This is a genomic window from Roseovarius sp. MBR-154, assembly GCF_053628595.1.
In genome coordinates this window covers 63,159-87,161 of sequence record NZ_JBRJGR010000011.1, presented here as the reverse complement: position 1 = coordinate 87,161, position 24,003 = coordinate 63,159, and the positions used below count along the sequence as shown (strand labels likewise).

General features: G+C 64.8%; 28 protein-coding genes. 8 read left to right on the top strand and 20 right to left on the bottom strand.

The genetic code is table 11. The features are described 5' to 3' along the window. The first annotated feature begins 6 nt into the window (after nt 1–6). Both pcaD and ACSSV4_RS14315 read left to right on the top strand, forming a co-directional pair. A complete protein-coding gene (pcaD, locus tag ACSSV4_RS14320; RefSeq protein WP_454275810.1) occupies nt 7–813 on the top strand; it encodes a 3-oxoadipate enol-lactonase in 807 nt (268 codons plus the stop codon). Nucleotides 814–1,155: 342 nt separating this feature from the next. Next, nucleotides 1,156–2,241 (top strand): zinc-binding dehydrogenase, encoded by a 1,086-nt coding sequence (locus ACSSV4_RS14315; RefSeq protein WP_454275809.1) that lies wholly within the window; start codon nt 1,156–1,158, stop codon nt 2,239–2,241. Between the two features lie 13 nt (nt 2,242–2,254). Here ACSSV4_RS14315 and ACSSV4_RS14310 read toward each other — a convergent pair whose 3' ends face one another. Beyond that, on the bottom strand, nt 2,255–3,082 hold the full coding sequence (locus ACSSV4_RS14310) for an SDH family Clp fold serine proteinase (protein ID WP_454275808.1): 828 nt from the start codon (nt 3,080–3,082) through the stop codon (nt 2,255–2,257). Nucleotides 3,083–3,235: 153 nt separating this feature from the next. On the opposite strand from ACSSV4_RS14310, the gene ACSSV4_RS14305 reads away from it, so the two are divergent. Next, entirely contained in the window at nt 3,236–3,577 is a 342-nt protein-coding gene (locus tag ACSSV4_RS14305) for a hypothetical protein (RefSeq protein WP_454275807.1), read from the top strand. 5 nt (nt 3,578–3,582) lie between these two features. On the opposite strand, the gene ACSSV4_RS14300 is transcribed toward ACSSV4_RS14305, so the two are convergent. Next, on the bottom strand, nt 3,583–4,413 hold the full coding sequence (locus ACSSV4_RS14300; protein WP_454275806.1) for an ABC transporter permease: 831 nt from the start codon (nt 4,411–4,413) through the stop codon (nt 3,583–3,585). 189 nt (nt 4,414–4,602) lie between these two features. Between ACSSV4_RS14300 and ACSSV4_RS14295 the strand changes: the two genes are divergently transcribed. Further along, nucleotides 4,603–5,187 (top strand): GcrA family cell cycle regulator, encoded by a 585-nt coding sequence (locus ACSSV4_RS14295; protein WP_454275805.1) that lies wholly within the window; start codon nt 4,603–4,605, stop codon nt 5,185–5,187. 16 nt (nt 5,188–5,203) lie between these two features. Here the strand turns inward: ACSSV4_RS14295 and ACSSV4_RS14290 are convergent, their stop codons facing one another. From ACSSV4_RS14290 to ACSSV4_RS14260, 7 genes are read right to left on the bottom strand one after another with little or no spacing between them, the layout of a single operon-like run. After that, a complete protein-coding gene (locus ACSSV4_RS14290; RefSeq protein WP_454275804.1) occupies nt 5,204–5,566 on the bottom strand; it encodes a hypothetical protein in 363 nt (120 codons plus the stop codon). Between the two features lie 36 nt (nt 5,567–5,602). After that, on the bottom strand, nt 5,603–6,610 hold the full coding sequence (locus ACSSV4_RS14285) for an endonuclease/exonuclease/phosphatase family protein (protein WP_454275803.1): 1,008 nt from the start codon (nt 6,608–6,610) through the stop codon (nt 5,603–5,605). Next, nucleotides 6,591–7,289 (bottom strand): TerB family tellurite resistance protein, encoded by a 699-nt coding sequence (locus ACSSV4_RS14280; protein ID WP_454275802.1) that lies wholly within the window; start codon nt 7,287–7,289, stop codon nt 6,591–6,593. The genes ACSSV4_RS14285 and ACSSV4_RS14280 overlap by 20 nt, the downstream gene beginning before the upstream one ends. Nucleotides 7,290–7,334: 45 nt before the next feature. Beyond that, nucleotides 7,335–7,814 carry an N-acetyltransferase family protein gene (locus tag ACSSV4_RS14275; protein WP_454275801.1) on the bottom strand — a complete coding sequence of 160 codons (480 nt, stop codon included), beginning with the start codon at nt 7,812–7,814 and terminating at the stop codon, nt 7,335–7,337. Further along, the gene (locus ACSSV4_RS14270; protein ID WP_454275800.1) at nt 7,811–8,416 is read right to left on the bottom strand and encodes a VOC family protein; all 606 of its coding nucleotides are present in this window, start codon (nt 8,414–8,416) and stop codon (nt 7,811–7,813) included. Before ACSSV4_RS14270 ends, ACSSV4_RS14275 begins: the two co-directional genes overlap by 4 nt. Nucleotides 8,417–8,468: 52 nt before the next feature. Continuing rightward, nucleotides 8,469–10,598, bottom strand: coding sequence for a methylmalonyl-CoA mutase (scpA, locus tag ACSSV4_RS14265; RefSeq protein WP_454275799.1), 2,130 nt, complete (start codon nt 10,596–10,598; stop codon nt 8,469–8,471). Next, nucleotides 10,570–11,505 carry a hypothetical protein gene (locus ACSSV4_RS14260; protein ID WP_454275798.1) on the bottom strand — a complete coding sequence of 312 codons (936 nt, stop codon included), beginning with the start codon at nt 11,503–11,505 and terminating at the stop codon, nt 10,570–10,572. The genes scpA and ACSSV4_RS14260 overlap by 29 nt, the downstream gene beginning before the upstream one ends. A gap of 175 nt (nt 11,506–11,680) precedes the next feature. Here ACSSV4_RS14260 and ACSSV4_RS14255 point away from each other — a divergent pair, with 175 nt between their 5' ends. After that, the gene (locus tag ACSSV4_RS14255; protein WP_454275797.1) at nt 11,681–12,130 is read left to right on the top strand and encodes a DUF4174 domain-containing protein; all 450 of its coding nucleotides are present in this window, start codon (nt 11,681–11,683) and stop codon (nt 12,128–12,130) included. A 13-nt stretch (nt 12,131–12,143) separates the two neighbouring features. Here the strand turns inward: ACSSV4_RS14255 and ACSSV4_RS14250 are convergent, their stop codons facing one another. From ACSSV4_RS14250 to ACSSV4_RS14215, 8 genes are all read right to left on the bottom strand, one after another. Continuing rightward, a complete protein-coding gene (locus ACSSV4_RS14250; protein ID WP_454275796.1) occupies nt 12,144–12,662 on the bottom strand; it encodes a hypothetical protein in 519 nt (172 codons plus the stop codon). Between the two features lie 4 nt (nt 12,663–12,666). Further along, nucleotides 12,667–14,667: an acetyl-CoA carboxylase biotin carboxylase subunit gene (locus ACSSV4_RS14245; RefSeq protein ID WP_454275795.1), complete on the bottom strand. Its 2,001-nt coding sequence runs from the start codon at nt 14,665–14,667 to the stop codon at nt 12,667–12,669. A 146-nt stretch (nt 14,668–14,813) separates the two neighbouring features. Next, entirely contained in the window at nt 14,814–15,050 is a 237-nt protein-coding gene (locus ACSSV4_RS14240; RefSeq protein WP_454275794.1) for a hypothetical protein, read from the bottom strand. Nucleotides 15,051–15,414: 364 nt separating this feature from the next. Continuing rightward, nucleotides 15,415–15,771 carry a hypothetical protein gene (locus tag ACSSV4_RS14235; protein WP_454275793.1) on the bottom strand — a complete coding sequence of 119 codons (357 nt, stop codon included), beginning with the start codon at nt 15,769–15,771 and terminating at the stop codon, nt 15,415–15,417. Nucleotides 15,772–15,858: 87 nt separating this feature from the next. Continuing rightward, nucleotides 15,859–16,002, bottom strand: coding sequence for a hypothetical protein (locus ACSSV4_RS14230; RefSeq protein ID WP_454275792.1), 144 nt, complete (start codon nt 16,000–16,002; stop codon nt 15,859–15,861). 223 nt (nt 16,003–16,225) lie between these two features. Then, a complete protein-coding gene (locus ACSSV4_RS14225) occupies nt 16,226–16,606 on the bottom strand; it encodes a DUF6497 family protein (protein ID WP_454275791.1) in 381 nt (126 codons plus the stop codon). A gap of 14 nt (nt 16,607–16,620) precedes the next feature. Next, nucleotides 16,621–16,959: a hypothetical protein gene (locus tag ACSSV4_RS14220; protein WP_454275790.1), complete on the bottom strand. Its 339-nt coding sequence runs from the start codon at nt 16,957–16,959 to the stop codon at nt 16,621–16,623. A 79-nt stretch (nt 16,960–17,038) separates the two neighbouring features. Continuing rightward, entirely contained in the window at nt 17,039–18,571 is a 1,533-nt protein-coding gene (locus ACSSV4_RS14215; protein WP_454275789.1) for an acyl-CoA carboxylase subunit beta, read from the bottom strand. 184 nt (nt 18,572–18,755) lie between these two features. Between ACSSV4_RS14215 and ACSSV4_RS14210 the strand changes: the two genes are divergently transcribed. Then, nucleotides 18,756–19,976 (top strand): multidrug effflux MFS transporter, encoded by a 1,221-nt coding sequence (locus tag ACSSV4_RS14210; protein WP_454275788.1) that lies wholly within the window; start codon nt 18,756–18,758, stop codon nt 19,974–19,976. A 15-nt stretch (nt 19,977–19,991) separates the two neighbouring features. Here ACSSV4_RS14210 and ACSSV4_RS14205 read toward each other — a convergent pair whose 3' ends face one another. From ACSSV4_RS14205 to cobO, 3 genes are all read right to left on the bottom strand, one after another. Then, nucleotides 19,992–21,479, bottom strand: coding sequence for a D-alanyl-D-alanine carboxypeptidase family protein (locus ACSSV4_RS14205; protein ID WP_454275787.1), 1,488 nt, complete (start codon nt 21,477–21,479; stop codon nt 19,992–19,994). Nucleotides 21,480–21,746: 267 nt separating this feature from the next. Then, entirely contained in the window at nt 21,747–22,514 is a 768-nt protein-coding gene (locus ACSSV4_RS14200) for an FCD domain-containing protein (RefSeq protein WP_454275786.1), read from the bottom strand. Between the two features lie 66 nt (nt 22,515–22,580). After that, on the bottom strand, nt 22,581–23,192 hold the full coding sequence (gene cobO / locus ACSSV4_RS14195) for a cob(I)yrinic acid a,c-diamide adenosyltransferase (protein WP_454275785.1): 612 nt from the start codon (nt 23,190–23,192) through the stop codon (nt 22,581–22,583). 121 nt (nt 23,193–23,313) lie between these two features. On the opposite strand from cobO, the gene ACSSV4_RS14190 reads away from it, so the two are divergent. Continuing rightward, the gene (locus ACSSV4_RS14190) at nt 23,314–23,694 is read left to right on the top strand and encodes a hypothetical protein (protein WP_454275784.1); all 381 of its coding nucleotides are present in this window, start codon (nt 23,314–23,316) and stop codon (nt 23,692–23,694) included. Nucleotides 23,695–23,789: 95 nt separating this feature from the next. Continuing rightward, nucleotides 23,790–23,948, top strand: a complete 159-nt coding sequence (locus tag ACSSV4_RS14185) for a hypothetical protein (RefSeq protein ID WP_454275783.1) — start codon at nt 23,790–23,792, stop codon at nt 23,946–23,948. Nucleotides 23,949–24,003: the final 55 nt, after the last annotated feature.

The following is a 24,003-nucleotide window of genomic DNA, read 5'->3' as shown; positions in this document are numbered from 1 at the left end:
CCAAAGATGCCTTTCGCAGACTTAGACGACGTCACCCTGCATTATCTCGACGAGGGAACCCCGACAGGTCCGGCCCTCGTGCTCGCCCATGCGCTCGGCACCGGCACGCTTTTGTGGGACAATATCCTGCCGTTGCTGCCAGAGGGCCTGCGCGTGGTCCGCTATGACGCGCGTGGGCATGGACAATCGTCCTGCCCCTCGGCCCCCTATTCCATGGGCGCGCTCGTCCGGGACGCGGAACGGTTGATGGATCATCTTGGCTTGCGCGATGCGATGTTCCTAGGTCTCTCCATCGGCGGTATGGTGGCACAGGGGTTGGCGGTCAAACGCCCCGACCTCGTGCGCGCGCTGGTGCTGTCCAATACCGGGGCCAAGATCGCCACGCCCGAGATCTGGGCCGAGCGTATCGCCACCGCCCGCCACCCCGGCGGGATGGCGGACCTCGCCCGCGCCTCCTGCGAGCGGTGGTTTCCCCGCGCCTATGTCGCGGCCGGGCACCATCTGCCGTGGTACGAGCATCTCTGCGCCCACGACCCGGAGGGATACGCGGGCTGCGCCGCCGCCATTTCCGGCACCGATTTCTACACCCCCACCTCCGGACTGCGCATCCCCACCCTGGGCATCGCGGGGTCCGAGGACGGCTCCACCCCGCCCGATCTCGTGCGCGAAACGACAGACCTGATCCCCGGCTCGCAATTTCGCCTGCTGCGCGGCACCGGCCATGTGCCGCCAGTCGACGCGCCCGCCGATTATGCCGCCTGCCTTGCTGAGTTCATCGCCGCCACGGGGCATTTGCGCGCCGCGCCGCCATAGCGCTGATGTGGGGGATTAATGGCCTGGAGCGGTCGTTGTGCTCCGCCAGAAGATGCCGCGTGATCGCAGGGCCGGGGACTGGCGATGCAACGGTCGTGGCGGGTATTTTATGCCAGCCAAGTCATTGTAGCCTCGACACGTTGCACAACCCCTCAAATCGCCAGGCCGCGGGACGGCCCGGCGATCGCGCGGCACCTTCGGTGCGTTTCGCGCGGACAGGCTTCAACGGCAGCTCAAGGCCAACCCGCACCCACACCCCGTCCCGATCCCACAGCACCGCAAAATTGCCCTTGAACCCTCGGGCGAATCCCCCTCACCTGTGAAAAAACGAGGGAGAAATTCATGCACACCATCAAGGCCGCCGTCTGCCATGCATTCGGCACTCCGCTCACCGTCGAGAACGTCCACCTGCGCGGCCCCGAGGCAGGCGAGGTTCTGGTCGATCTCGACGCGGTGGCGATCTGCCATTCGGACATTTCCTATGCCGATGGCGGCTGGGGCGGATCGCTGCCGGCGGTCTATGGCCACGAGGCGGCGGGCCGGGTGCGCGGCATCGGACCCGGTGTTACGGGGCTCACCGAGGGCGACCCGGTCGTCGTCACCCTCATTCGCGCCTGCGGCCAATGCCCAAGCTGCGGCAGCGGGCGGCCCACGGGATGCGAAACCCCCTATGACGGCGATCACGGGCCCCTGACCATGCCCGACGGCGGCAAGCTGCATCAGGCCATGGCCTGCGGGGCCTTCGCCGAAAAGGTCGTGGTGCATCACAGTCAGGTTGTGAAACTGCCCGAGGGGATCGACATGGCGGCGGCCTCATTGCTGGCCTGCGGGGTGATCACCGGCGTCGGCGCGGTGGTCAACGCGGCACAGCTGCGCGCCGGGCAGGATGTGGTGGTGATCGGCGCGGGCGGTGTCGGCCTCAACGCCATTCAGGGCGCGCGCATCGCGGGCGCGCGGCGCATCGTGGCGGTGGACATGAGCGAAGAGAAACTGGCCATCGCCCGCGAGTTCGGCGCAACCGACGGGGTGCTCGCCACCGCAGAGATGCCGTGGCGCGCGGCGAAAGAGGCGATGGGGCGCGGGGCCGACGCGGTGCTTGTCACCGTGGGCGTGGCACGCGCCTATGACGAGGCGCCGCGCTACCTTGCGGGCGGGGGCCGGATGATCATGGTCGGCATGCCCCATACCGGCGCAGAGAGCCGCTACGAGGCCGCCAATTTCGCCGCCATGGGTCAGGCGCTTGTCGGCTCCAAGATGGGTGAGGCGGTCATTCACCGTGACATCCCGTGGATGGTCGATCTCTACGAACAGGGGCGGCTGAAACTCGACGAGCTGATCTCGGGCCGCTGGCGGCTTGACCAGATCAACGACGCCATCGCCGACACCAAGAGCGGCTCGGCCAAGCGAAACGTGATCATGCTGCGCTGAGCCGGCGCCGCGCTCAACCCATGCGCCGCCCCGGCGGCTCGAATGGCAGGAACTCGACCGCCGACTGCTTGACCGGGGAGGGGTAGAGCCTCATCAGATCGAGCACCTCCTGCGGCAGGCCGACGGTGACCGCGAGACCGAGATCCGTGGCCTCGGCCGGGGTCAGGGCATAATCATGTGTCCATGTCCCCGAAGTAAGCGTGTCGGCCAGCGCCTCGGCCTCGGCGCGCTCCATGCGCGGGGTCATGATCTCGATCGCGCCGCGCTTGACCTGCGCGGTGGCCTTTTCGCTGACATCCGCAAGAACGAGAGCGAGGTCAGAGACATGTTCCACCGCCTTGGCATCGCGCGCAGCCAGGATCGAGGCCGCCGAGACACCCATGATCTGCGGGTCGATGGGGCCGAGCATGGAAAACTCGCCCATCACGATCTCATCGGCGGCAAGCGCGATGAGGGTGCCGCCCGACATCGCGTAGATCGGCACGAAAACCGTGACCTTCGCGGGATGCGCCTCGACCGCGCGGGCGATCTGCATGGCGGCGAGCACCAGCCCGCCGGGGGTGTGCAGCACCAGGTCGATGGGCATGTCGCGCGGCGTGGCCTTGATCGCGGAAATGATGGATTGGGCATCCTCCAGCCCGATCATGCTGGACATGTTGAAGCCGAAAAGGCTGCGTTTTTCCTGCCGGTGGATCATGGTGATGACCCGGCTGCGGCGGCGCTTCTCGATGCTGCGGATGGCCTGTGCGCGGCGCAGGGCGTATATCCGTCCGGTCAGGACCGGTTGCAGGACCAGCGCCAGAAAGACGAGAAAGATGAGGGTGGAGAAATTGACATCCATTCTGCCCGCGCTCTTTCCATGATATATAGTGGCGGTGCAGTGTCGCAGGGCTGGATGCGGATGTGAATTGAAAAATCTCCCGCGATGCGGCAAACATCGCGGACATGACTGCCCCGCAAGCGGGCAGCGCGAATAACGCGAGAGGCACGGGCAATGAAACAGATCATGATGCTTGGCGTGATCCTGAGCCTTGCAGGCTGCGGCGGCGTCAACCGGTTTGACGGCGACACGCGCGGGGCACGACCGATGGCCTCGGGGCCGCTGTCGGATGCCTGCCTGCAATCGGACCGCAAGGCGCGCTCAACGGCGCTCTGCGGTTGCATTCAGGCGGTGGCCAATGACACGCTGAGCGGGCGCGAGCAGCGTCGTGCCGTGGGTTTTTACAGCGATCTGCATTCCGCGCAGGAAATCCGGCAATCCAAACGTCCCGGCGACGAGCGTTTCTGGAGCGCCTATATCGCCTATGCCGAAAAGGCAGAGCGCATCTGCAGCTGATCGGCTCACGCCTTGAGCCGGTAGCCCCGCGCCAGCATCCACCACGCCAGCATGCAGACGGCTAGGGTCGATCCCGTACCGACCGCAAGACCCAGCATCGGCGCGCTGTCCGACACGCCGATCATCCCAAAGCGCACGCCGTCGATCAGGTAGAAGACCGGGTTGAAATGGGTGATCGAATAGAGCCCCGGCGGCAGCGCCTCGACCGAGTAGAAGGTGCCCGACAGGAAGGCCAGCGGTGTGACCACGAAATTGGTGATCGCCGCCATCTGGTCGAACTTGTTCGCGAAAATCCCCGCAACGATGCCGACGCCGCTCATGAACGTGGCCCCCAGCAGCACGAAGAGTAGCGCCCAGAGCGGATGCGCGGGCACGATCCCGAGCACCGCGAACAGCCCCGCGCAGATCGCCAGCGCCACGAACACACCACGCCCGATACCCCCCGCGAGATAGCCTAGCACCAGCTCGCCCCCCGACAGGGGCGGCATCAGGGTGTCGACGATATTGCCCTGCACCTTGGAGATCACGATCGACGACGAGGTATTGGCAAAGGCGTTCTGGATCACGGTCATCATCAGGATGCCCGGCGCGATGAAGGTGGTGAAATCCACGCCCATCACGTCGCCCCGGCGCGGCCCGATGGCGATGGAAAAGATCACCATGAACAGCCCGGCGGTGATCAGCGGCGCCAGCAGCGTCTGTGTCCAGACCGAGAGGAAGCGGCGGTTCTCGCGCTCGGCCAGAGTCAGAAGGCCCAACCAGTTGACCCGTCCAAAACGGCGGGTGCCCATCTGGGCCAGGCCCGGGGCGGCTGTCTCTGTGGCGTGGTCTCTCATGACGGCTCCCTTGGCTGTGTTTTGTCGTAAAAACCGACACGGGACGGTCGGTGCGGTCGATTCGATGCCTTGTAACTCACACACCAGTGATTAGAATAGGGCCTCGATCCGAATGACAAGGCGGCGGGCCAGTGGCCGGGCCGCCTTTTGATGCCGTTTGACGCAGGACCTGATGCAAGGAAGCCCCCGATGTCGTGGAATGACGAACGCGTAGAGCTGTTGAAGAAGATGTGGGGCGAGGGGCAATCCGCCAGCCAGATCGCCAAGGAGTTGGGCGGCGTGACGCGCAACGCGGTGATCGGCAAGGTGCATCGCCTCGGCCTGTCCAACCGCAACGGCTCCGGGACATCGGCGGCGGCGACCGAGGCCAAGCCCGCGCCGACAGCCGAGGCCAAGCCAAAGCCCGCGCCCAAGCCTGCCGCCAAGCCAGAGCCCAAGCCCGCCGCCAAGACCGAAGCACCGGCAGAGGCGGCCCCGGCACCGGTGTCGCGGATCAAGGCGATCATCCCGGCAGGCCAGCCGCTGCCGCCGCAGCCCTCGGCCAACGAGATCGACCCCGAGGCGCTCGCCAAGGTGAGCGAGATCGAGAAGAAGGCCAAGCGGCTGACCCTGATGGAACTGACCGAGCGCACCTGCAAATGGCCGGTGGGCGATCCCGCGACCGAGGATTTCTGGTTCTGCGGCCTGCCCGTGCAATCCGGCAAGCCCTATTGCGAGGCGCATGTCGGGGTCGCGTTCCAGCCGATGTCGAACCGCCGCGACCGCAAGCGGTAAGCGCGGAACGCGAGCATTACAGCTCGATTTCCCCCTCCGGCGGGGGGTCCTGCATCTCCTGCGGGGTCTTGCGGCGGATGATGATATCGCCGTTAGGCAGAACCTCGGGCGCGTGATAGGCGCTCAGGTCGCCGACCTGATCCATCAGGTCGCGCAGCGCGGGGCCCATTTCCTCGACGAACTGGCGCAACGCCGGTTCCATCTCTTCGGCGCGGTCCTGAAACTCTTCCAGCGCCGGGCCCATCTCGCGGCGGATGCCTTCCCAGAAGAGCCGCGCGCCCTCTTCCATGAGCGAACGGCCCTCCTCCTCGGCCTCCTGCGCGAGGGCAGGACCGGAGAGGGCGAGGGACAGGGCAAGGATGAGATGACGATACTTCATGGAGTTAATATAACACCCCCGGTGACGATTTTAAGATCACAACTCGATATCCAGTGTCAGCGGGAAATGATCCGACGCCGTCAGCAACGCATCGCGCATCAGCGGCGTGCCCCAGCATTCGGGGTCGTCGAACGGATGCCAGATGCGCCAGACCGGACGCCGCGCCATCAGATCGGGCGAAATCAGGATATAATCCAGCAGCGCCTGCATATAGCGTTTCTGATCGCGCAGATAGAACCGCGAGGTGCTGTGGCCTGCCCCGATCCTCTGCGTCAGCGCCGCACGCGCATGCGGATCATAAAGGGATTGCGCCGCGTCGTTCCCCTCGCCCGCAATGATCTCGACCGAGGAGCGGCCGAAGAGATGCTCGTATTCATCGAGCCCCGGACCGTCATTGAGATCGCCCAGCACCATCAGCGCATCGCCCGCCGCCAGATGCGCCTCGACCCTCTGCCGCAGCCAGACCGCCTGCGCCAGTTGCTTGCGGCGGTTCGCGATGCCGATGCGCATCGCCTCGTCGCGGCTCTTGGCGCCGTGCGGTGCCTTGGATTTGAGATGGGTGCCGATCAGTCGCAGCACGCGCCCCGACGCCATTGTCACCGCCACCTCCAGCGGCGGCTTGGAAAAGCTGACCCGGTCGGCGCGATCGTCGATATCGAGGTCGATCCGGAACTGCCCGTCAAAGCGCGGCACGTCATCCTCCTGCGGGTCGTGCACGGCGCTCATCACGTCCGGATCATAAAGCAGCGCGATCTCCTGCTGCGTGTCGTTGGCAAAACCGATCAGCGCCCGCCGCGCCCGCAGCCCGGACCAGGCTGCAAACGCCTCCAGCGCCATGACAGTGGCGCGCCGCCCGTTATGGTCAGGGGCCTCGATCACCATCACCGCATCGGCATCGAGCGCGGTGAACACCACCCGAAGCGCGGCCAGCTGATCCGCCCGCGTCACGTCGTAGCGTGCCGACCACTCCGCATCGTCGAGCATCCGCCCGGCATCGTCAAAGAGGGCATTGAACCATTCGACGTTATAGGTGGCGATCCGCATCGGCCCGCGCCTCGCTGATCTCTTCCCAGGCGCGGTTGATATCCACGAGCCGCTTTTCGGCCAGCTTCACCGCCTCTTTCGGCACGCCGCGCGCCTGCATCCGGTCGGGATGACAATCGCGCACCATCTGTCGCCAGACCTTGCGGATCTCACTCATCGGCATGTCTGCCGTCACGCCGAGAACCGACCACGGATCGGGATGCTCGCCTTCGACAAAGCGCGCCCGCAGGCGGCGAAAACGCGCCTCCTCCAGCCCGAAAATCTCGGCGACGCGCGCGAGAAACGCATCTTCGTTGGGATGATAAATCCCATCGGCCAGCGCGATGTGAAACAACCCCTCGATCAGGTCGGCAAGGGTATCGGGGGCTTCCTGGAACATTCGCGCGATGCGGCGCGCATAATCCTCGTATCCCGCCACATCCTGCCGCGCGAGGTTGAAGACCCGCGCCGCGTTGCCCTCCTCCTCCTGCGCGATCTGGAACACCTCGCGAAACGCCGTCACCTCGTCGCGCGTCACAAGGCCATCGGCCTTGGCCATCTTGGCCGACAGCGCGATCACCGCGATGGTAAAACCCACGCTGCGTTCGGGCGGGCTGCGCAGGCGGTCGAACACCGCCGCCAGGCTCTCGCCCTTGGCCAGCGCCTGCAACGCCTCGGATATGCGGGTCCAGATCGACATGGCCGAGACCCTACCGCCAATCGCGGGCGGTGTCAGCGCAAACCGTCACAACCGCTTGTGCAAAAGCACCAGATCCATCCAGCGCCCGAATTTGCGCCCCACCTCGGGCAGGCGTGCCGCCTCGATGAAGCCGATGGCGCGGTGAAAGGCGATCGCCCCCACATTTTCGCTGCTCACCCCGGCGATCAGCACATGTATCCCTTGAGCTTGGGCGTGGTCCTCCAGCCGCGCCATCAGCGCGCGGCCCGCGCCACGCCCGCGCGCATCCGCCGCCAGGATCACGCTATGCTCGGCGGTATGGGCATAGCCGGGCCCGGCGCGAAACGGGCCATATGTGGCAAAGCCAAGGATTTGGCCCGCCGCCTCGGCCACGCGGAAGGCGTCGCCCCGCGCCGCCATGTCATCGGTCAACCCCTCAGCGGTTTTCTCTACCGTGGTGAAGGTCACGGAGGTGTCGCGAATAAGCGGGTTCCATATGTCGAGGATCGCAGGAATATCCCCCGCCTCCGCCCGGCGGATGATCATTCCAGCACCCTCACCCCATGCGGCGTGGCGATCTCGGCGCGCAGGCCCGGTGCGCCCGGCTCTAACACCACGCGCGGATCGCTCAGATCGCTCAACTCCGCGCGCAGCGCGCCCGCCTCGGGATGCGTCACGACCAGCCGCACCAGCCGCGCCCCCAAATCCGCCAGCCGCGCCGACGGATGCCCGCCCCCCTGCCATTCGATCAGCGCCGGAAAGCGGTTGTCAAAGGGCAGCACGCCATCCCCCGGAACCGCCATCCGCCAGCGCAGATCGCCGCGGGCGAGATCGACCGCCTCACCCGCTTGGCGATGACGCGCCATCGCGGCCTCGAGATCATCGACGGCGCAAATCCAGTTCGACAGGCGCGGCGGGCCGCTGAACCGATCCAGATCGAACCAGCGCGGAATACCCGGCGCAGGTGCGTCGGGATCGACCGCGATCACCTCCAGATAAAGACCATCCGCAAGCCCCATCAGCAGGTTATGCGTGCCGAAATGCGCGTGCCGCCCACCGGGCTGTAACGGCAACCCCAGTGCCGCCTCGACTGCGGCGCGGCCCTCATCCAGGCTCTCCGCCGCCACCGCCAAGTGATCCAGCCGCATGCGCCGCTCCTTCTTTTTGGCCCCAATACTCCGGGGGTCGGTCTCGCCCGGCTCAGTCCCGCGCGGCGCGGATCAGGCGCAGGATATCCTGCGCCGCCTCTGGGATATTTGTGCCGGGACCGAAGATCGCCTTGACCCCCGCCTTTTTCAGGAAATCGTAATCCTGCTGCGGAATGACGCCCCCGCAAATCACCAGGATATCGCCTGCGTCGCGCGCCTCCAACTCCTTGATCAGGCGCGGTGCCAGGGTCTTGTGCCCCGCCGCCTGAGAGCTGATACCGACCACATGCACGTCGTTGTCGATGGCGTCCTGCGCGGCCTCTTCGGGCGTCTGGAAAAGCGGACCAACGTCGACGTCAAAGCCGATATCGGCGAAAGCCGTGGCGATCACCTTGGCGCCCCGGTCATGCCCGTCCTGCCCCATCTTCACGACCAGCATGCGCGGCCGCCGCCCCTCTTCCTCGGCGAAATCCTCGACCGATTTCTGGATTGCGGCAAAGCCCTCGTCGCCCTCATAGGCTGCACCGTAAACCCCGGCCAGCGTCTTGACCTCGGCGCGGTGCCGTCCGAATTCCTTTTCCAGTGCCATGCTGATTTCCCCCACAGTGGCGCGGGCGCGCGCGGCCTCGACCGCCGCGTCCAAGAGGTTGCCGCCCGCGCTGGCGCGCCGGGTCAATTCATCGAGTGCCGCGTCGCAGGCCGCCTGATCGCGGGTCTCGCGGATACGTTCCAGCGCCTTGATCTGGCCGTCGCGCACCTTGACGTTATCGACATCGAGAATGTCGATCGGGTCTTCCTTCTCCTTGCGATACTTGTTGACGCCGACGATCACCTCATCGCCCCGGTCGATCATTGCCTGCCGGGTCGCTGCCGTCTCCTCGATCCTGAGCTTTGGCATGCCGCTCTCGACCGCGCGGGTCATGCCGCCCATCTCCTCGACCTCCTCGATCAGTTCCCAGGCCTTTTCCGCCAGATCGTGGGTCAGTTTTTCCACGTAATAAGAGCCCGCCAGCGGATCGACCACGTTGGTGACACCGGTTTCCTCCTGCAGGATCAACTGCGTGTTGCGCGCGATGCGGGCAGAGAAATCGGTGGGCAGGGCAATCGCCTCGTCAAGCGCATTGGTATGGAGCGACTGCGTGCCGCCCAGCACCGCGCTCATCGCCTCATAGGCGGTGCGCACCACGTTGTTATAGGGGTCCTGCTCCTGCAAACTCACGCCGCTGGTCTGGCAATGGGTGCGCAGCATCTTGGATTTCTCGGATTTTGCGTCAAACTCGGTCATGATCCGGTGCCACAAGAGACGCGCAGCGCGCAGCTTGGCCACCTCCATGAAGAAGTTCATGCCGATGGCGAAGAAGAATGACAGGCGAGGCGCGAAACTGTCGACGTCCATCCCCGCCTCTATCGCCGCCTTCACATATTCGCGGCCATCGGCCAAAGTGTAGGCCAGCTCCTGCACGAGGTTCGCGCCCGCCTCCTGCATGTGATAGCCCGAGATCGAGATCGAGTTGAAACGCGGCATATGCTCCGCCGTATAGCCGATGATGTCCGAGACGATCCGCATCGAGGGCGCGGGCGGGTAGATATAGGTGTTGCGGACCATGAATTCCTTGAGGATGTCGTTCTGGATGGTGCCCGACAGCGACGCCTTGTCATGCCCCTGCTCTTCGCCCGCGACGATGAAGGAGGCCAGCACCGGGATCACAGCGCCGTTCATGGTCATCGAAACGCTGACCTTGTCGAGCGGGATGCCGTCAAAGAGGATCTTCATGTCCTCGACCGAATCGATGGCCACGCCGGCCTTGCCAACATCACCCTCGACCCGGGGATGATCGCTGTCATAGCCGCGATGGGTGGCCAGATCGAAGGCGACCGAGACACCCTGCTGACCGGCGGCCAGGTTGCGGCGGTAAAAGGCGTTCGATTCCTCGGCCGTGGAAAAGCCGGCATATTGCCGGATCGTCCAGGGCCGCCCGGCATACATCGTGGCCTTGACGCCACGGGTGAACGGTGCCTCGCCGGGAATGCCGCCCAGATGCGGCAGGTCGGCGACGTCCTCGTGGGTATAAAGCGGCTCGACCTCTATACCTTCGAGCGTCTTCCATGTCAGATCGTCCAGCGGCCGCCCACGCAGCTCAGTTTCGGCGATCCTACGCCAATCGTCTTTCTTCGATGCCATAGTCTTGTCCTCTTGTCGTGCGACCGTCGGACGGGTGTTTCCCCGCCTCGTTCGGTCCGGTTTCCTCTATCAGTCGGGCCAGACCATCCGCCCCGGCGCTAAGCCAGAAGAGATCGTCTGCATAGGCCTCTTGCAGGGCCTGTTTCTGGTGGGCGTCAAAGGGCTGCCAGCGCCCTGCACCCTCAGGCAGCAGCGCGGCGTCGCCGCCACGCGCGGCCACGGCCCGGCGCAGCGCGGCAAGGTCGGGCGCGCGGTTCAGCCAGACGCGCGTCGCGCGGCGCGGCACCTCTGCCAGCCCGGTCATGTGGTGCAGCCGGTTCTCGGGGCGCGAGCCATGGCTCTCATGCGGCAGAACAAGCAGATCGACGCCCGGCAGCGCGCAGGCCAGATCGCCGATCACCTCGCGCCAGTGACGATTGACGGTGACCAGCCGGTCGAGATCGCCCGCCTCCGGCAGGCGATGACCGCGCGCCACGCCATAGGCCAGCGCCGAGGACCACCAGGCATCCTGCCCCCGGATCGAGACCGCCACACGGCTGATCCGCCCGTCAAAGGCATGGGCAAAACGCGCCATCCGTTCGCCCGCACCGTCATAGAGCCGCCCCTGCCGCAGATTGCGGCGGGCGGCACCGATCATGTTCTCGTCGCTGACTACGATCCGGTGCAGCCCCGCCTTGCGCGCCTGTGCCAGCCGCAATGCGATACGCCCGCGCGCGCGGTCCATCTGCCGCGCCGCACTCTCACCGCCGGGCAGGGGAATGACCCCGGTCAGGATCCCGTCGCGCGTGACGTCGGGCCCCCAGTAACCGAGACCTTGCGCCGCGAGCACGGCGGCGTTGGCGCGCATGTAATGTTGAAAGCTCGTGGTTGCGGTGCGATGCGCCCCAAGATGCAGGATGATCTCCATGGCCGGTCTCGCCTTTTGCCGATATGCCACGCGCCCCGTGCGGCGCATGGTCCCGGACCACAGACTGCCCGCGAAAGTTGACGATCCGATTAATCCGGGCGATTCCGGCCCGCCACGGCATTCCCCCTTCGCAATCGCGCGCGCAGGGCCTATATCTTGCCCAACAGGAGCCCCCATGAGACACATCTTATCATTTGTTTTCGCAGTCTTTACCGCCAGTGCCGCCGTCGCGCAGCAGACTGACGGCGCAGGCCTCGACGGTATGATCTTCAGCGGCGATGAGATCAATTTGAACGAATTGAAGTGGATAAAACGCCCTCTTGTCGTGTTTGCCGATACGCCCAACGACCCGCGATTCATCGAACAGATGGAATATATCGAGGGGCGGCTTTCGGCGCTCGAGGCGCTTGACGTGATCGTCATCACCGACACCGATCCCGCAGCCCAGACCGACATCCGGCGCAAACTGCGCCCCCGTGGCTTCGGGCTTGTGGGCATCGCCAAGGACGGGTCGATCTTCCTGCGCAAACCCGCGCCGTGGCATGTGCGCGAGATCACGCGATCCATCGACAAGCTGCCCGCCCGGCAGCGCGAATTGCGCGAAGGCGCGGCAGGCGACAGTTGATCGCGCGCTGTCATCACGCCTCTCCCTGCACGACAATCAGATATCCCGCCGCCCGCGCCATCAGGATCAGCGCTCCGCGCGTCTCATCCCAGGCCAGGACCGTTCCGGTCTCGTCGAGCGCATGGCGAAACGCGGTCTCTGTCATCTCGGTCATGCAGGCGCGCGCCTCCAGCCCCGCGCGCCGCATCGCCATGCCGGTGGGGCGGTGGTGATTGGCCATGGCGACCATCGCCATATCCGCCCCCTGCCCCGGCATGTCGAGCGCCGCCGCACCGCGAGCCGCAATCTCGCGCTGCATCCAGGCTATGCTGTCGGTCACGGAAAGCGCCGATTTCACCTGCCCGGTGACCAGATCATATAGGCCCACGGCACAGCCCCGCCGGGCCTCAAAGGCCCGCGTCTCGCCGAGGGAAAACCACTTCCCCAGCCACCCCCGCTGCGCCGCCTCGTCCTCGCGCTGACAGCCCGCCACAAGGGCAAGCGCCGCCAGACAGGCGAACGGCACGGGGCTATGACGCAGGGCGTGGGTCATCCCCTCACTCGAACTCCATGATCACGTCGTCCACCACGAGGCTGTCGCCCGGCCCGGCATTGACCTTCGACACCACGCCGCGGCGCTCTGCGCGCAGGATGTTTTCCATCTTCATCGCCTCCACCGTGCAGAGCGCCTGCCCCTCCTGCACCTCGTCGCCCTCGGCGACGTTGACCTTGACGATCAGCCCCGGCATCGGGCAGAGCAGCATCCTGGATGTATCAGCGGCAAGTTTCTCGGGCATTAACGCCGCCAATTCCGCCTGACGCGGGGTGCGAATATGCACCTTGAGGTCGGCCCCGCGTGAGCGGATGCGGAATCCTTGGGTGATCTTGCCCACCTTGAGCACCAGCGCATCGCCATCCACGTCGAGCCGCGCCAGCGTGTCGCCCGGGGTCCAGTCGCTGCTCACGCGCAGGGTGCTGCCATCTTCGAACTGCACGCTCGCGCCTTCGCGGTCGGCGGCCACGGTCACCGGATAGCTGTGCCCCTGAAGGCTCACCACCCAGTCCTCGCCCACGTGGCGTTCGTGATTGTCCATCCGCCCCGAGACCCGGGTGCGCCGGATTTCCGCGACACGGTGCATCGCCGCCGTGCTCGCCGCGATCCGGCGCAGCACGTCCTCGGGCAGTTCCACCCCAGCAAAGCCCTCGGGATATTCCTCTGCGATGAAGGCGGTGGTCATGTCGCCGCTGACGAATTTCGGATGATCCATCACCGCGCTGAGGAACGGCAGGTTGTGGCCGATCCCCTCGACCTCGAAGGCATCGAGCGCGTTGCGCATGCCCTCGATGGCCGCCGCCCGCGTCGGGCCCCATGTGCAGAGCTTGGCGATCATCGGGTCGTAATACATGCTGATCTCGCCGCCCTCGTAGACGCCTGTATCGTTGCGCACCACGGCGCCCTCGATATCGAGCTCCTCGGGCGGGCGATAGCGCGTCAGACGGCCGATCGAGGGCAGGAAGCCGCGATAGGGATCCTCGGCATAAAGCCGGTTCTCGATGGCCCAGCCGTTGATTGTCACATCGTCCTGAGTGAACGCCAGCTTTTCGCCATAGGCCACACGAATCATATGCTCGACCAGATCGACGCCGGTGATCAGTTCGGTCACCGGGTGCTCCACCTGCAAGCGGGTGTTCATCTCGAGGAAATAGAAATTGCGCGCGCCATCGACGATGAATTCCACCGTGCCCGCACTGGCATAGCCGACGGCATGGGCGAGGGCCAAGGACTGCTCGCCCATGGCACGGCGCGTCTCCTCGTCGAGAAACGGGCTCGGGGCCTCTTCCACAACCTTCTGGTTACGGCGCTGGATGGAGCATTCACGCTCGTTGAGATAAACCCCGTTGCCGTGGCTGTCGCAGAGCACCTGAATCTCGATATGACGGGGCTGCGTGACGAATTTCTCGATGAAGATCCGGTCATCGCCAAAGCTGCTCGCGGCCTCGTTCTTGGAGGATTGAAAGCCCTCGCGCGCCTCCTCGTCGCTCCAGGCGATGCGCATCCCCTTGCCACCGCCACCCGCGCTGGCCTTGATCATCACCGGATAGCCGATCTCGTTCGAGATCTTCACCGCCTCATCGGCATCGGCGATCAGGCCCATATAGCCCGGCACGGTGCTGACCTTCGCCTCCTGCGCGATCTTCTTCGAGGTGATCTTGTCGCCCATGGCCTCGATCGCGCCAACAGGCGGGCCGACGAAGGCCACGCCTGCGGCCTCCAGCGCCTTTGCAAAGCGCGGGTTCTCCGACAGGAACCCGTAGCCCGGATGCACCGCCTCGGCTCCGGTCTGGCGAATCGCCTCCATCACCTTGTCGATGACGATATAGCTCTCATTCGCGGGGGGCGGACCGATATGCACCGCCTCATCCGCCATCTGCACATGCAGCGCGTGGCGGTCGGCGTCGGAATAGATCGCCACCGTCGCAATGCCCATTTTGCGCGCCGTCTTGATGACGCGGCAGGCGATTTCGCCCCGGTTGGCGATCAGGATCTTCTTGAACATGCTATCGGTCCCCTCTTGAAAGTCGTGGCCGCGCGAGAGCCCGCGCCTGGCCGGTTTGGCTCTTGACATGAAAAAGGCCACCGCTGCCCGATGCAGCGATGGCCGGAATTAAATCGCTCCGCGCGATGCGCGTAGCCGTGGTCAGGTCACCTGCAGCGCCCGGGATAGGCCTGGCAATAGACCACGTTGCCCGCGGCCCCCACGGCCGCGCCGGTGAGCACGCTGCCTCCCACCACGGCCCCCGTGACGGCGCCCGCACCGCCCCCCAGAAGGGCCTGTTCGGGCACGCTCTCGCCACAGGCGGCCAGCCCGGCGAGGGCAAGAAAGGCAAGGGGAAATACAACGTTAGATTGTTTTTCTTTTGGTGCTCTTCGTGGTGACATGATCCGGCGTCTCCTTGTGCATCTCGTGTTCGATCCGCACTACAAGACGGCACGGCACGCGCCGCGTCAAAGCGATTCCACGTACCACGCCCTGAACCGGCAATCCATCGCCGAAAGGACCAACCCTCTGCGTTGATTGAAAAAGTGGGCGGCCTGCGCACATCTGCGCACGACCGCCCGTCAGGGGAAGGGTAACGGACACGACAAAACGTCAACGCCGCTGGGGAACGGGCATCCATTACCTTAAGACAGGTTGCATTCCCGCCTACGAAAGCCAAACCAAAACCACGCTGCACCCGTGCATCGGCGGTGCCTTGCGCATTGCTACACGCATTGCGCGAAATCATGCCGATCCCGGGGGTGCTCACGGCAACCTGTCCTCGAAAATCTCGGGAAAATTCGCCTGCGCAACCTCCAGGTCGAGTCGCAAGAGCGCCTCGTAACTCTCCGGATCGAATGGTTCCTCTGCCGGTTTCACCTCGCGGCCAAACAGCCAGCTCAACCGCCCGGCATCGAGATTGCCCCGTTCGAACGGCGCATCCCCGAAACAGTCCCAGATCGCGCGCAGAAAGCCCGCATCGGCGCGTTTGTCCGCCGGACGCCGATCACGGTAACGCTCGCGCGCGGTGAGCGGCGTAGCCCCTTTGGGATTGGCGCGGCGAATGGTGAATTGAAAATCCGTTCCAGGCAAACGCCCGGGAAATCCGCGATGCTTCAGCATGACACACCCTCCGGATCACAAGGGAGTGGCGCGGATAGCAGCGTCGGAGCGGGCGCGAACGCCCGCTCCGGGCCAAGCCCGAAGGGCTTACTTGTACTTCCCGGTGCTGACCGGCTCGGTCGAGATGGGCTCGGGCTCGACGACCACGAACTCTTCTTCCGCGGGCTGTGCGCAGGCTGCGACAAAGGCCACGAGGCCAATCGCGAGAATGCTCTTGATGCTGTTCGACATGTATTTCTCCTGTCTCTCGTATCTTCATAAACAGACGCGCGCAGACACAGGTCGTGCGCCCGCCATGTGGGCGAGGTAAAGGTCGCTTGGATGCTACCCTCAATCAAGCTAGCGGAATTTGCAAGATTTGAATACAGCGAAAGCGCAAACCAATGCGCCTGTGTCCCCAAAGCCGCAGTGCCGTGTCCCGATGAAAATTGCCGCCCAACATATTGTGCTTGCATCAAAACATCTCCCAGATGCAGGCGTCGCCCAGCGGGCTGAACGCCTCGAAAACTTGGCTGACAGCGGGATCGTACACCCCGAATTCCGATGGTCTGTCGGCCAGTGAAATCACGATGCGCCCCGGTTGCGGACCGATATTGGGAATCCGCGGCAGGGCATAGCGCGTGCACAACCATTCCAAATCCCTCATTACTTTTTCGAGCCACTCCTCACCGCCGTCGAATCCGTCCGCCACAAACCGAAAGCGATAGGTCAGACCTCCGCCGGCGGGCTGGTCGGTCAACACCTCCTGCACCCGCGCCTCCAGCCCCGAGGGCAGCCGCAGCGCCTCCTCCTGCGCTGCGGCCACGGGGGCCAGTGCCAGCAGCACGAGCGCCATGCCCGCCGCCGGCCTCACCGCCCCGATCCCGTCCAGCGCGCCACGCGCACCGGATCCTCAAGGAGCGCGGCGATCCGCGCCTCGGCCGCCGCCCGTGCGAAGCGCCCCGTCACCGCCCCGCCCGCACGCACCCGCAAGCCATCCCCCTCGCGCCAGATGCGCACCACCGGGGCAAAGCCGCGCAAATCCTGCAACACACGCCACATGTCCTGCCGCAGCCGATGCGCCACGCGGGTCCGCGCCGCGTCGGGCAGACGCCCCTCGACCGCCAGATCGAAACGCACCGGCACGCGCCGCGCCAGCGTCACCGCGCCGTCCTCCTCGCGGATCAGTTGCCAGCGGTCGCGGGCCATGTTCCTCCTCGTCTCTTCTGGCCAAGAATATCCCGGGGGAGTCGCCCGGCACGGGCGACGGGGTAGCGCCCCCAGGCTCTCATAGCGGGATGTTGTCGTGCTTCTTCCAGGGCAACTTCTTCTTCTTGTTGCGCAGCGACGCAAAGGCCCGACTGACCCGCATCCGCGTGCTGCGCGGCTGGATCACCTCGTCGATGAACCCGCGCTCGGCGGCAACGAAGGGATTGGCAAAGCGGTCCTCGTAGCTCTTGGTATGCGCCGCGATCTTCTCCGGATTGCCCAGATCCGCGCGATAGATGATCTCGGTTGCGCCCTTGGCCCCCATCACCGCGATTTCGGACGTGGGCCAGGCATAGTTGAAATCGGCGCGCAGATGCTTGGAGGCCATCACCACATAGGCCCCGCCATAGGCCTTGCGGGTGATCACCGTGACCTTGGGCACCGTCGCCTCGCCATACGCATAGAGCAGCTTGGCCCCATGCTTGATCACCCCGCCATATTCCTGACCGGTCCCAGGCAGGAAGCCGGGAACGTCGACCAGCGTCAGGATCGGGATTTCGAAACAGTCGCAGAACCGCACAAAGCGCGCTGCCTTACGGCTGCTGTCGATGTCGAGACAGCCGGCCAACACCATCGGCTGATTGGCCACCACGCCCACGGTCTGCCCTTCGAGCCGGATGAAGCCGGTGATCATGTTCTTGGCGAATTCGGCCTGTATCTCGTAGAAATCACCCTCATCGGCGATCTTGTGGATCAATTCCTTCATGTCATAGGGCATGTTGGGATTGTCGGGAATGAGCGTGTCGAGGCTTGCCTCTACCCGCCCCGGCTCGTCGAAGAACGGGCGTTTGGGGGGTTTCTCGCGGTTGTTGAGCGGCAGGAAATCCACCAGCCGCCGCACCTCGGCCAACGCCTCCACATCGTTCTCGAAGGCCGCATCGGCGACCGAGCTCTTGCGCGTATGCGTGACGGCGCCGCCCAGCTCCTCCGCTGTGACCTGCTCGTTGGTCACCGTCTTGACCACGTCGGGGCCGGTGACGAACATGTAGGAACTGTCTTTCACCATGAAGATGAAATCGGTCATTGCGGGCGAATAAACCGCGCCGCCCGCGCACGGCCCCATGATGACACTGATCTGCGGCACCACGCCCGAGGCCTCGATATTGCGCTGGAACACCTCGCCATAGCCCGCAAGGCTGTCGACGCCTTCCTGAATCCGCGCGCCGCCCGAATCGTTGATACCGATAACCGGTGCGCCGTTCTCGACGGCCATATCCATGATCTTGCAGATCTTCTGCGCATGCGTGGCGCTGACCGAGCCGCCCAGCACGGTGAAGTCCTGGCTGAAGACATAGACCTGACGACCATTGATCGTGCCCCAGCCGGTGACCACGCCGTCGCCATAGGGGCGGTTCTTTTCCATGCCGAAATCGGTGCAGCGATGCGCCATGAACATGTCGAATTCCTCGAAACTGCCCTCGTCGAGCAACAGCTCAACGCGCTCGCGCGCGGTCAGCTTGCCGCGCCCGTGCTGCGCCTCGATGCGGGCCTCACCGCCGCCCAACCGCGCATCGGCGCGGCGGCTTTCGAGTTCCTCCAGAATATCTTTCATGGCGCTCCCCTTTTCTCTCTTGGCGCGCAGCATAAGGAGTGCGGCGCGCAGGACCAAACAGAATCCGGCAAATTTGCAAATCATTGCAAAACATCAATTGAATAACTGTAAACTTGCTAATCAACTCCGGTTTTGCAACCCGACCCGATGGACATCCCCGCGCCCGCAACCTAGCCATGTGGACATGAGCCCGGAACCCCGCGTCCGTTTCCTGGACCGCGCCACACCACCACATATCTCGACACTGATCCTGCTCGCGGGGCTGTCGGCGCTGGCGATGAACATCTTTCTCCCCTCCCTGCCGGGCATGGTCGCGTATTTCAAGACCGAATACCGGCTGATCCAGCTTTCAGTGGCGCTCTATCTGGGCGTCAACGCGGCGCTGCAACTGCTGATGGGGCCGATTTCCGACCGTTGGGGGCGACGCCCGGTCATCCTGTGGGGGCTGGGCCTGTTCCTCGTGGCGACCCTCGGCTGTCTCGCGGCGCCCAATGTCTACGTGTTTCTCACCTTCCGCATGGTGCAGGCCAGCGTCGTCGTGGCGATGGTGCTTTCCCGCGCGATCGTGCGGGACATGGTGCCACAGGATCGCGCCGCCTCGATGATCGGCTATGTGACCATGGGCATGGCGGTGGTGCCGATGATCGGCCCGGCCTTCGGCGGGCTGCTCGACGAGGCCTTTGGCTGGCAGGCGAATTTCTGGCTGCTCTTCATTCTTGGCGCGGCGCTGTTCGCACTCTGCTGGCGCGATCTGGGCGAGACTGCCCCGCTGTCCGGGCGCACGCTGATGCAACAGTTCCGCGATTATCCCGCGCTGCTGACCTCACGCCGCTTCTGGGGCTATGCGGCGGCGGCGGGGCTGTCATCAGGGTCGTTCTTTGCCTATCTCGGCGGCGCGCCATTCGTGGGCGATCGGGTGTTCGGCCTGCCGCCTTCGACGCTGGGGCTGCTCTTCGGTGCGCCCGCCATCGGCTATTTTCTCGGGAATTTCGCCTCTGGCCGCTACTCGATGCGCGTGGGCGTCAATCGGATGGTGCTCTGGGGGGCGCTCTTCAACGCCGGCGGCATCGGGCTGAACCTGATGCTCTTCTACCTCGGCTTCGGCTCGCCGCTCACGTTTTTCGGGCTGATGACCTTCATGGGCCTGGGCAACGGCATGGTGATCCCCAATGCCACCGCTGGGGCGCTGTCGATCCGGCCCGATCTGGCGGGCACGGCAAGCGGGCTTTCGGGGGCGCTGATGATCGGACTGGGGGCCGCGCTCTCGGCGCTGGCGGGCATGCTGCTTACACCGGGCAGCGGGGCCTTCACGCTGCTGTGGATCATGTTCGCAACCGCGGTGGCCGCGGTGATCACGATCCTGCTGGTGATCCGTCGCGAACGCCGGTTGCGACTGGCGGCCTGACGGGAGGGCGGTGCCTCAGCTTGGCCCGATCATGAAGCAGGTCATCTGCTTGGCCTGCAAGCGGCGGCAGGCGAGATCGGCGCTGTCGCGGGTCATGCCCATGAAATTCGCATCGAACCCGGTGGGCCGACGCACGACCTTGCGCAGGCTACCATCGAGCGTCGTCATCTCCGACAGGGCGGTTTGCAAGAGCACCTGACGAGCCTTGTATTCATTGGGATAGCGCCCGACATTCACCCCCCAATGCCGCCCGTCGGAGGTGGAGACACGGGTCACGACCTCCGCCACCGGATCCGATGTCGCAGCGGGAACGGCCGTGGCTGCAAGCGCAAGATCCTCGGGGCGCGGCTCTGGCCGCAGCGTGGCTGGCACCGCTTCGGCAATGGCGGCACTGCCTTGCGCGACCTCGGACGTGTCCTGTTCCGCAATCTCGGCGATGCTGATCTGTGCAACCTGCAGCGCGCGTTCGATATCGCCACTGTCGGCGATGACGACGGGCGGCGCCTCCGCACCCGGACGGGAGCGCGGGCGCAGGCTGTTGCGTACGGCCGCGGCCGCGGCGAGGCGCACGGTCTTGCCCGCGAGGTCGGGTCGCGCCGCGCCGACAGCGATCATGACAGGCTGCGTGCCCATCTTGCCCAGGTAAGGCGGGCGCGCGGGCTTGGCGATGGCCACGCGGCTCGGTGCCTTGCTGAAGCCGAGATCCAGCAATTCGGCAACCTTGGCATTGCGCGAGGCGGTTGAATTTCCGCCAAAGACCGTGGCAATGATCCGTTCGCCGCCGCGTTCGGCACTGGCTGTAAGGTTGAAGCCCGCTGCGCGGGTATAGCCCGTCTTGATCCCGTCCGCGCCATTATAACTGCGCAACATCTTGCGGTTGGTATGATAGACCGTCGCGAGTTGGGCATCGGCCGAAATGCGCGAGAAGAGATTGTAGTATTGTGGATAGTCGTAGAACAGATGCCGCCCCATGATCGTCATGTCGCGGGCGGTCGAGAGGTGGCCGCTCTCGGTCAGACCGTGGGCGTTCTTGAAGGTGGTGCGGGTCATTCCGAGCGCCTTGGCCGTGCGGTTCATGCGCCGGGCGAATTGCGTCTCGGACCCTTCGATCGCCTCGGCGAGCGCCGTCGCCGCATCATTGGCAGATTTCACCGCCGCCGCGCGGATCAGGTACCGCAGGGCGATAAGCTGACCGGGGCGCAGGCCAAGTTTGCTGGGCGGCTCGCTGGCCGCGAAGCTGGAAATGCGAACCTTGTCATCAAGGCTGATCTCGCCGTTCTCGACCGCCTCGAACACGATATAAAGCGTCATCATCTTGGTCAGAGAAGCCGGGTGCAGCCTTGTATCGGCGTTGCGTGCATACAGCACCTGGCCATTGCGCGCATCCATCACAAGACCCGCGTAAGGTGCCGCCGCCGCGCTTAACGGCACGATCACCAGCATCCAGAAGGTTGCGAACGCCACCAGACCCCACCGGATCGGCTGCCTGCCCCGTGTTTTCATAGAACTGCTCTTTTACTGCCTCTCGCCGCCGGTTTTCCGGCTGGCATGTTTTGTAACTTCAACGATAGCACAGGCAGGTTTTCATTTAAAGCATTCGTTTACAACAAACTTTTGTCCCCTCGGTCGCTCCCGAAGGCAACATGTAGTGCTTGTGCAGCACCCGACCTCAACATCAACCCTGAGATGCATTCTCTGAGCAGAAGGGGCGCCTTGGGAAGGCAGTGGGGATCACACAGGATCACACAATGGTGTCGCGCGCGCGCAGACTCAGCGGGACTGTTCGTGCTCGAAACGTTGGCGCGCGATCGCCTCGTTGCGGTCGGCCTTCTGTTGATCCGCGAGCGCCTTTTCCACATAGTTCAAATGGGCATTGATGGCGGCGCGGGCGGCCTCGGAATTGCGGGCCTGAATTGCGGTGTTGATCGCCCGATGCTGATCGAGCAGGGCGCCGCGCGTGGTGCGCTGCTTGAACATCACCTGACGGTTGTAGAACACGCCCTCGCGCAGCAGCTGGAACATCGAGCGCATCATGTGCAGCATGATCACGTTATGGCTGGCCTCGATGATCGCCATGTGGAACTCGGCATCGAGCCGGGCCTCATCCGCCGGATTGGTCTTTTTATGGGCGGCTTCCATCTTGTCCATGATCGTCTGAATCACCTGCAGATCGGTATCCGAGGCAAGGCGCGCGGCGCGGCAGGCGGCCAGCCCCTCGAGATCGCGGCGAAAGCCGATATAGTCGAACACCGCCTCGTCGTGATCGGCGAAAAGCCGGATGAGCGCGTCGGAAAAGGCGCTGCCCAGAACATCCGCCACGTAGATGCCGGCCCCTGCCCGCGTGGTCAGCAGCCCCTTGTCCTGCAATTCGGCGATTGCCTCGCGCAGCGACGGGCGAGACACGCCGAGTTTTTCGGCCAACTCGCGCTCGGCCGGCAGGCGTTCGCCGGGGCGCAGGATGCCGCGCAGGATCAGCTTCTCGATCTGCCGTGTCACTGCGGCGGAGAGTTTCTCCGGAGTCACCTTTTGAAATGGCATGCGCGCGCCCCTTAAAAATTGGTTATACGATATGACCAATTTTTCCGTGCGGCAAGCGGCGTGATATCAGAATTCCACGCCCGGCTGTGCCTTGACGCCCTGGCTGCGGAACGGGTGCTTGATCTCTTTCATCTCGCTGACGAGGTCGGCGAGGCCAATCAATTCGGGCTTGGCGCTACGCCCGGTCAGAACGACATGGGTCATCTGCGGCTTTTCCTCGGCCAGGAACAGCAGCACGTCGTCGAGGTCGAGATAGTCATAGCGCAGGGCGATGTTGATCTCGTCCAGCAGCACCATCGTGTTGGCCTCGTCGCGGATCAGTTCCTTGGCCTTCTCCCAGGCGGCTTGCGCCATTTCGGTGTCGCGCTCGCGGTCCTGCGTGTCCCAAGTGAAACCCTCGCCCATGGTGTGAAAGGCGCAGACATCGCTGAAGCGGTCCTTGAGAAGGGTGCGCTCACCGCTTGGCATGCTGCCCTTGATGAACTGCACCACGGCGCATTGCATGCCGTTGCCGATGCAGCGCATGATCATGCCGAAGCCCGAACTGCTCTTGCCCTTGCCATTGCCGGTATGGACGATGATCAGGCCCTTTTCCTCGGTCTTGGTCGCCATCATCCGGTCGCGGGCGGCCTTGATGCGTTTCATCCTTTCGGTGTGGGCCTGGGGGTCGAGGGCCATGCGGTCTCTCCTGTGTCGGGCTGCGTTGCGGGGCAGTTTTGGCAGAGCCGCGCGCGCGTGCAAGGGATATTCGTGATCGCCGGGAAAGCCTTTGTTAACCGATCTGCGCGCAGGCTGCGGCATGCGTTGGCCCTGTGTTGTCCTCTGTGTCCTGCTCGCCGCCTGCAACGCCCCCGGCCCGGGGTTTCACGGCGTGGCCCCGGTGCGCGTGGCGGTCGGGCAGAGCGTGTTCGACGTGCGCATCGACGGGCGCTGGGCACAGGCGATCCGGCTCACCCCGGAATGGGCGCCGCGCCCCGCCGCCGTCATCCCGCGCGCAGTGGCGGCCATGGAGGGGGTCAGCGGCTGTCGCGTGGCCCGGCTCGGCGGCGATCAGGCGGTCATGGTGGCGCAGCTCGATTGCGGCGCGGGCGCGCCGCCGCGCCCGCCACCGGGCTTGACCTGTCAGGTCGAGAAACTGGGGCATGACGAGGCCGATCTGATCTGTCTGCCACGCCGCTGAAGTGGCGTGAAGCTGCTTGATCGCGCGCGGTTTTACAGCCAGAAGGAGCGTATCGCGCCGCTAGTCGGTGGCGCAAAGCCGAAAGGGCAAAACTCATGGATTACAAGGCAGCAGGCTCGCCGAAGAAAGGCAGCAATTCCCCGCGTCACAAGGAACACAACGCGCCCGGGTCGCAAAAGAACCCGTTCGGCAAGCGGCCCTCCAAGGAAGAGCTCATCGCGCGGCTCAAGGCAAAGGCCACCAAGACGGGCTGAACCTGACTGCGCGGGCCCGATGGCCCCTGCCCCGGCCTTGCATCTTTGCGCCAAG

What these genes read in the sequence shown, in the direction of transcription:
- pcaD (WP_454275810.1), top strand. Translation starts at nt 7, where the DNA reads ATGCCTTTCGCAGACTTAGACGACGTCACCCTGCATTATCTCGACGAG.
- ACSSV4_RS14315 (WP_454275809.1), top strand. Translation starts at nt 1,156, where the DNA reads ATGCACACCATCAAGGCCGCCGTCTGCCATGCATTCGGCACTCCGCTC.
- ACSSV4_RS14310 (WP_454275808.1), bottom strand. Translation starts at nt 3,082, where the DNA reads ATGGATGTCAATTTCTCCACCCTCATCTTTCTCGTCTTTCTGGCGCTG.
- ACSSV4_RS14305 (WP_454275807.1), top strand. Translation starts at nt 3,236, where the DNA reads ATGAAACAGATCATGATGCTTGGCGTGATCCTGAGCCTTGCAGGCTGC.
- ACSSV4_RS14300 (WP_454275806.1), bottom strand. Translation starts at nt 4,413, where the DNA reads ATGAGAGACCACGCCACAGAGACAGCCGCCCCGGGCCTGGCCCAGATG.
- ACSSV4_RS14295 (WP_454275805.1), top strand. Translation starts at nt 4,603, where the DNA reads ATGTCGTGGAATGACGAACGCGTAGAGCTGTTGAAGAAGATGTGGGGC.
- ACSSV4_RS14290 (WP_454275804.1), bottom strand. Translation starts at nt 5,566, where the DNA reads ATGAAGTATCGTCATCTCATCCTTGCCCTGTCCCTCGCCCTCTCCGGT.
- ACSSV4_RS14285 (WP_454275803.1), bottom strand. Translation starts at nt 6,610, where the DNA reads ATGCGGATCGCCACCTATAACGTCGAATGGTTCAATGCCCTCTTTGAC.
- ACSSV4_RS14280 (WP_454275802.1), bottom strand. Translation starts at nt 7,289, where the DNA reads ATGTCGATCTGGACCCGCATATCCGAGGCGTTGCAGGCGCTGGCCAAG.
- ACSSV4_RS14275 (WP_454275801.1), bottom strand. Translation starts at nt 7,814, where the DNA reads ATGATCATCCGCCGGGCGGAGGCGGGGGATATTCCTGCGATCCTCGAC.
- ACSSV4_RS14270 (WP_454275800.1), bottom strand. Translation starts at nt 8,416, where the DNA reads ATGCGGCTGGATCACTTGGCGGTGGCGGCGGAGAGCCTGGATGAGGGC.
- scpA (WP_454275799.1), bottom strand. Translation starts at nt 10,598, where the DNA reads ATGGCATCGAAGAAAGACGATTGGCGTAGGATCGCCGAAACTGAGCTG.
- ACSSV4_RS14260 (WP_454275798.1), bottom strand. Translation starts at nt 11,505, where the DNA reads ATGGAGATCATCCTGCATCTTGGGGCGCATCGCACCGCAACCACGAGC.
- ACSSV4_RS14255 (WP_454275797.1), top strand. Translation starts at nt 11,681, where the DNA reads ATGAGACACATCTTATCATTTGTTTTCGCAGTCTTTACCGCCAGTGCC.
- ACSSV4_RS14250 (WP_454275796.1), bottom strand. Translation starts at nt 12,662, where the DNA reads ATGACCCACGCCCTGCGTCATAGCCCCGTGCCGTTCGCCTGTCTGGCG.
- ACSSV4_RS14245 (WP_454275795.1), bottom strand. Translation starts at nt 14,667, where the DNA reads ATGTTCAAGAAGATCCTGATCGCCAACCGGGGCGAAATCGCCTGCCGC.
- ACSSV4_RS14240 (WP_454275794.1), bottom strand. Translation starts at nt 15,050, where the DNA reads ATGTCACCACGAAGAGCACCAAAAGAAAAACAATCTAACGTTGTATTT.
- ACSSV4_RS14235 (WP_454275793.1), bottom strand. Translation starts at nt 15,771, where the DNA reads ATGCTGAAGCATCGCGGATTTCCCGGGCGTTTGCCTGGAACGGATTTT.
- ACSSV4_RS14230 (WP_454275792.1), bottom strand. Translation starts at nt 16,002, where the DNA reads ATGTCGAACAGCATCAAGAGCATTCTCGCGATTGGCCTCGTGGCCTTT.
- ACSSV4_RS14225 (WP_454275791.1), bottom strand. Translation starts at nt 16,606, where the DNA reads ATGGCGCTCGTGCTGCTGGCACTGGCCCCCGTGGCCGCAGCGCAGGAG.
- ACSSV4_RS14220 (WP_454275790.1), bottom strand. Translation starts at nt 16,959, where the DNA reads ATGGCCCGCGACCGCTGGCAACTGATCCGCGAGGAGGACGGCGCGGTG.
- ACSSV4_RS14215 (WP_454275789.1), bottom strand. Translation starts at nt 18,571, where the DNA reads ATGAAAGATATTCTGGAGGAACTCGAAAGCCGCCGCGCCGATGCGCGG.
- ACSSV4_RS14210 (WP_454275788.1), top strand. Translation starts at nt 18,756, where the DNA reads ATGAGCCCGGAACCCCGCGTCCGTTTCCTGGACCGCGCCACACCACCA.
- ACSSV4_RS14205 (WP_454275787.1), bottom strand. Translation starts at nt 21,479, where the DNA reads ATGAAAACACGGGGCAGGCAGCCGATCCGGTGGGGTCTGGTGGCGTTC.
- ACSSV4_RS14200 (WP_454275786.1), bottom strand. Translation starts at nt 22,514, where the DNA reads ATGCCATTTCAAAAGGTGACTCCGGAGAAACTCTCCGCCGCAGTGACA.
- cobO (WP_454275785.1), bottom strand. Translation starts at nt 23,192, where the DNA reads ATGGCCCTCGACCCCCAGGCCCACACCGAAAGGATGAAACGCATCAAG.
- ACSSV4_RS14190 (WP_454275784.1), top strand. Translation starts at nt 23,314, where the DNA reads ATGCGTTGGCCCTGTGTTGTCCTCTGTGTCCTGCTCGCCGCCTGCAAC.
- ACSSV4_RS14185 (WP_454275783.1), top strand. Translation starts at nt 23,790, where the DNA reads ATGGATTACAAGGCAGCAGGCTCGCCGAAGAAAGGCAGCAATTCCCCG.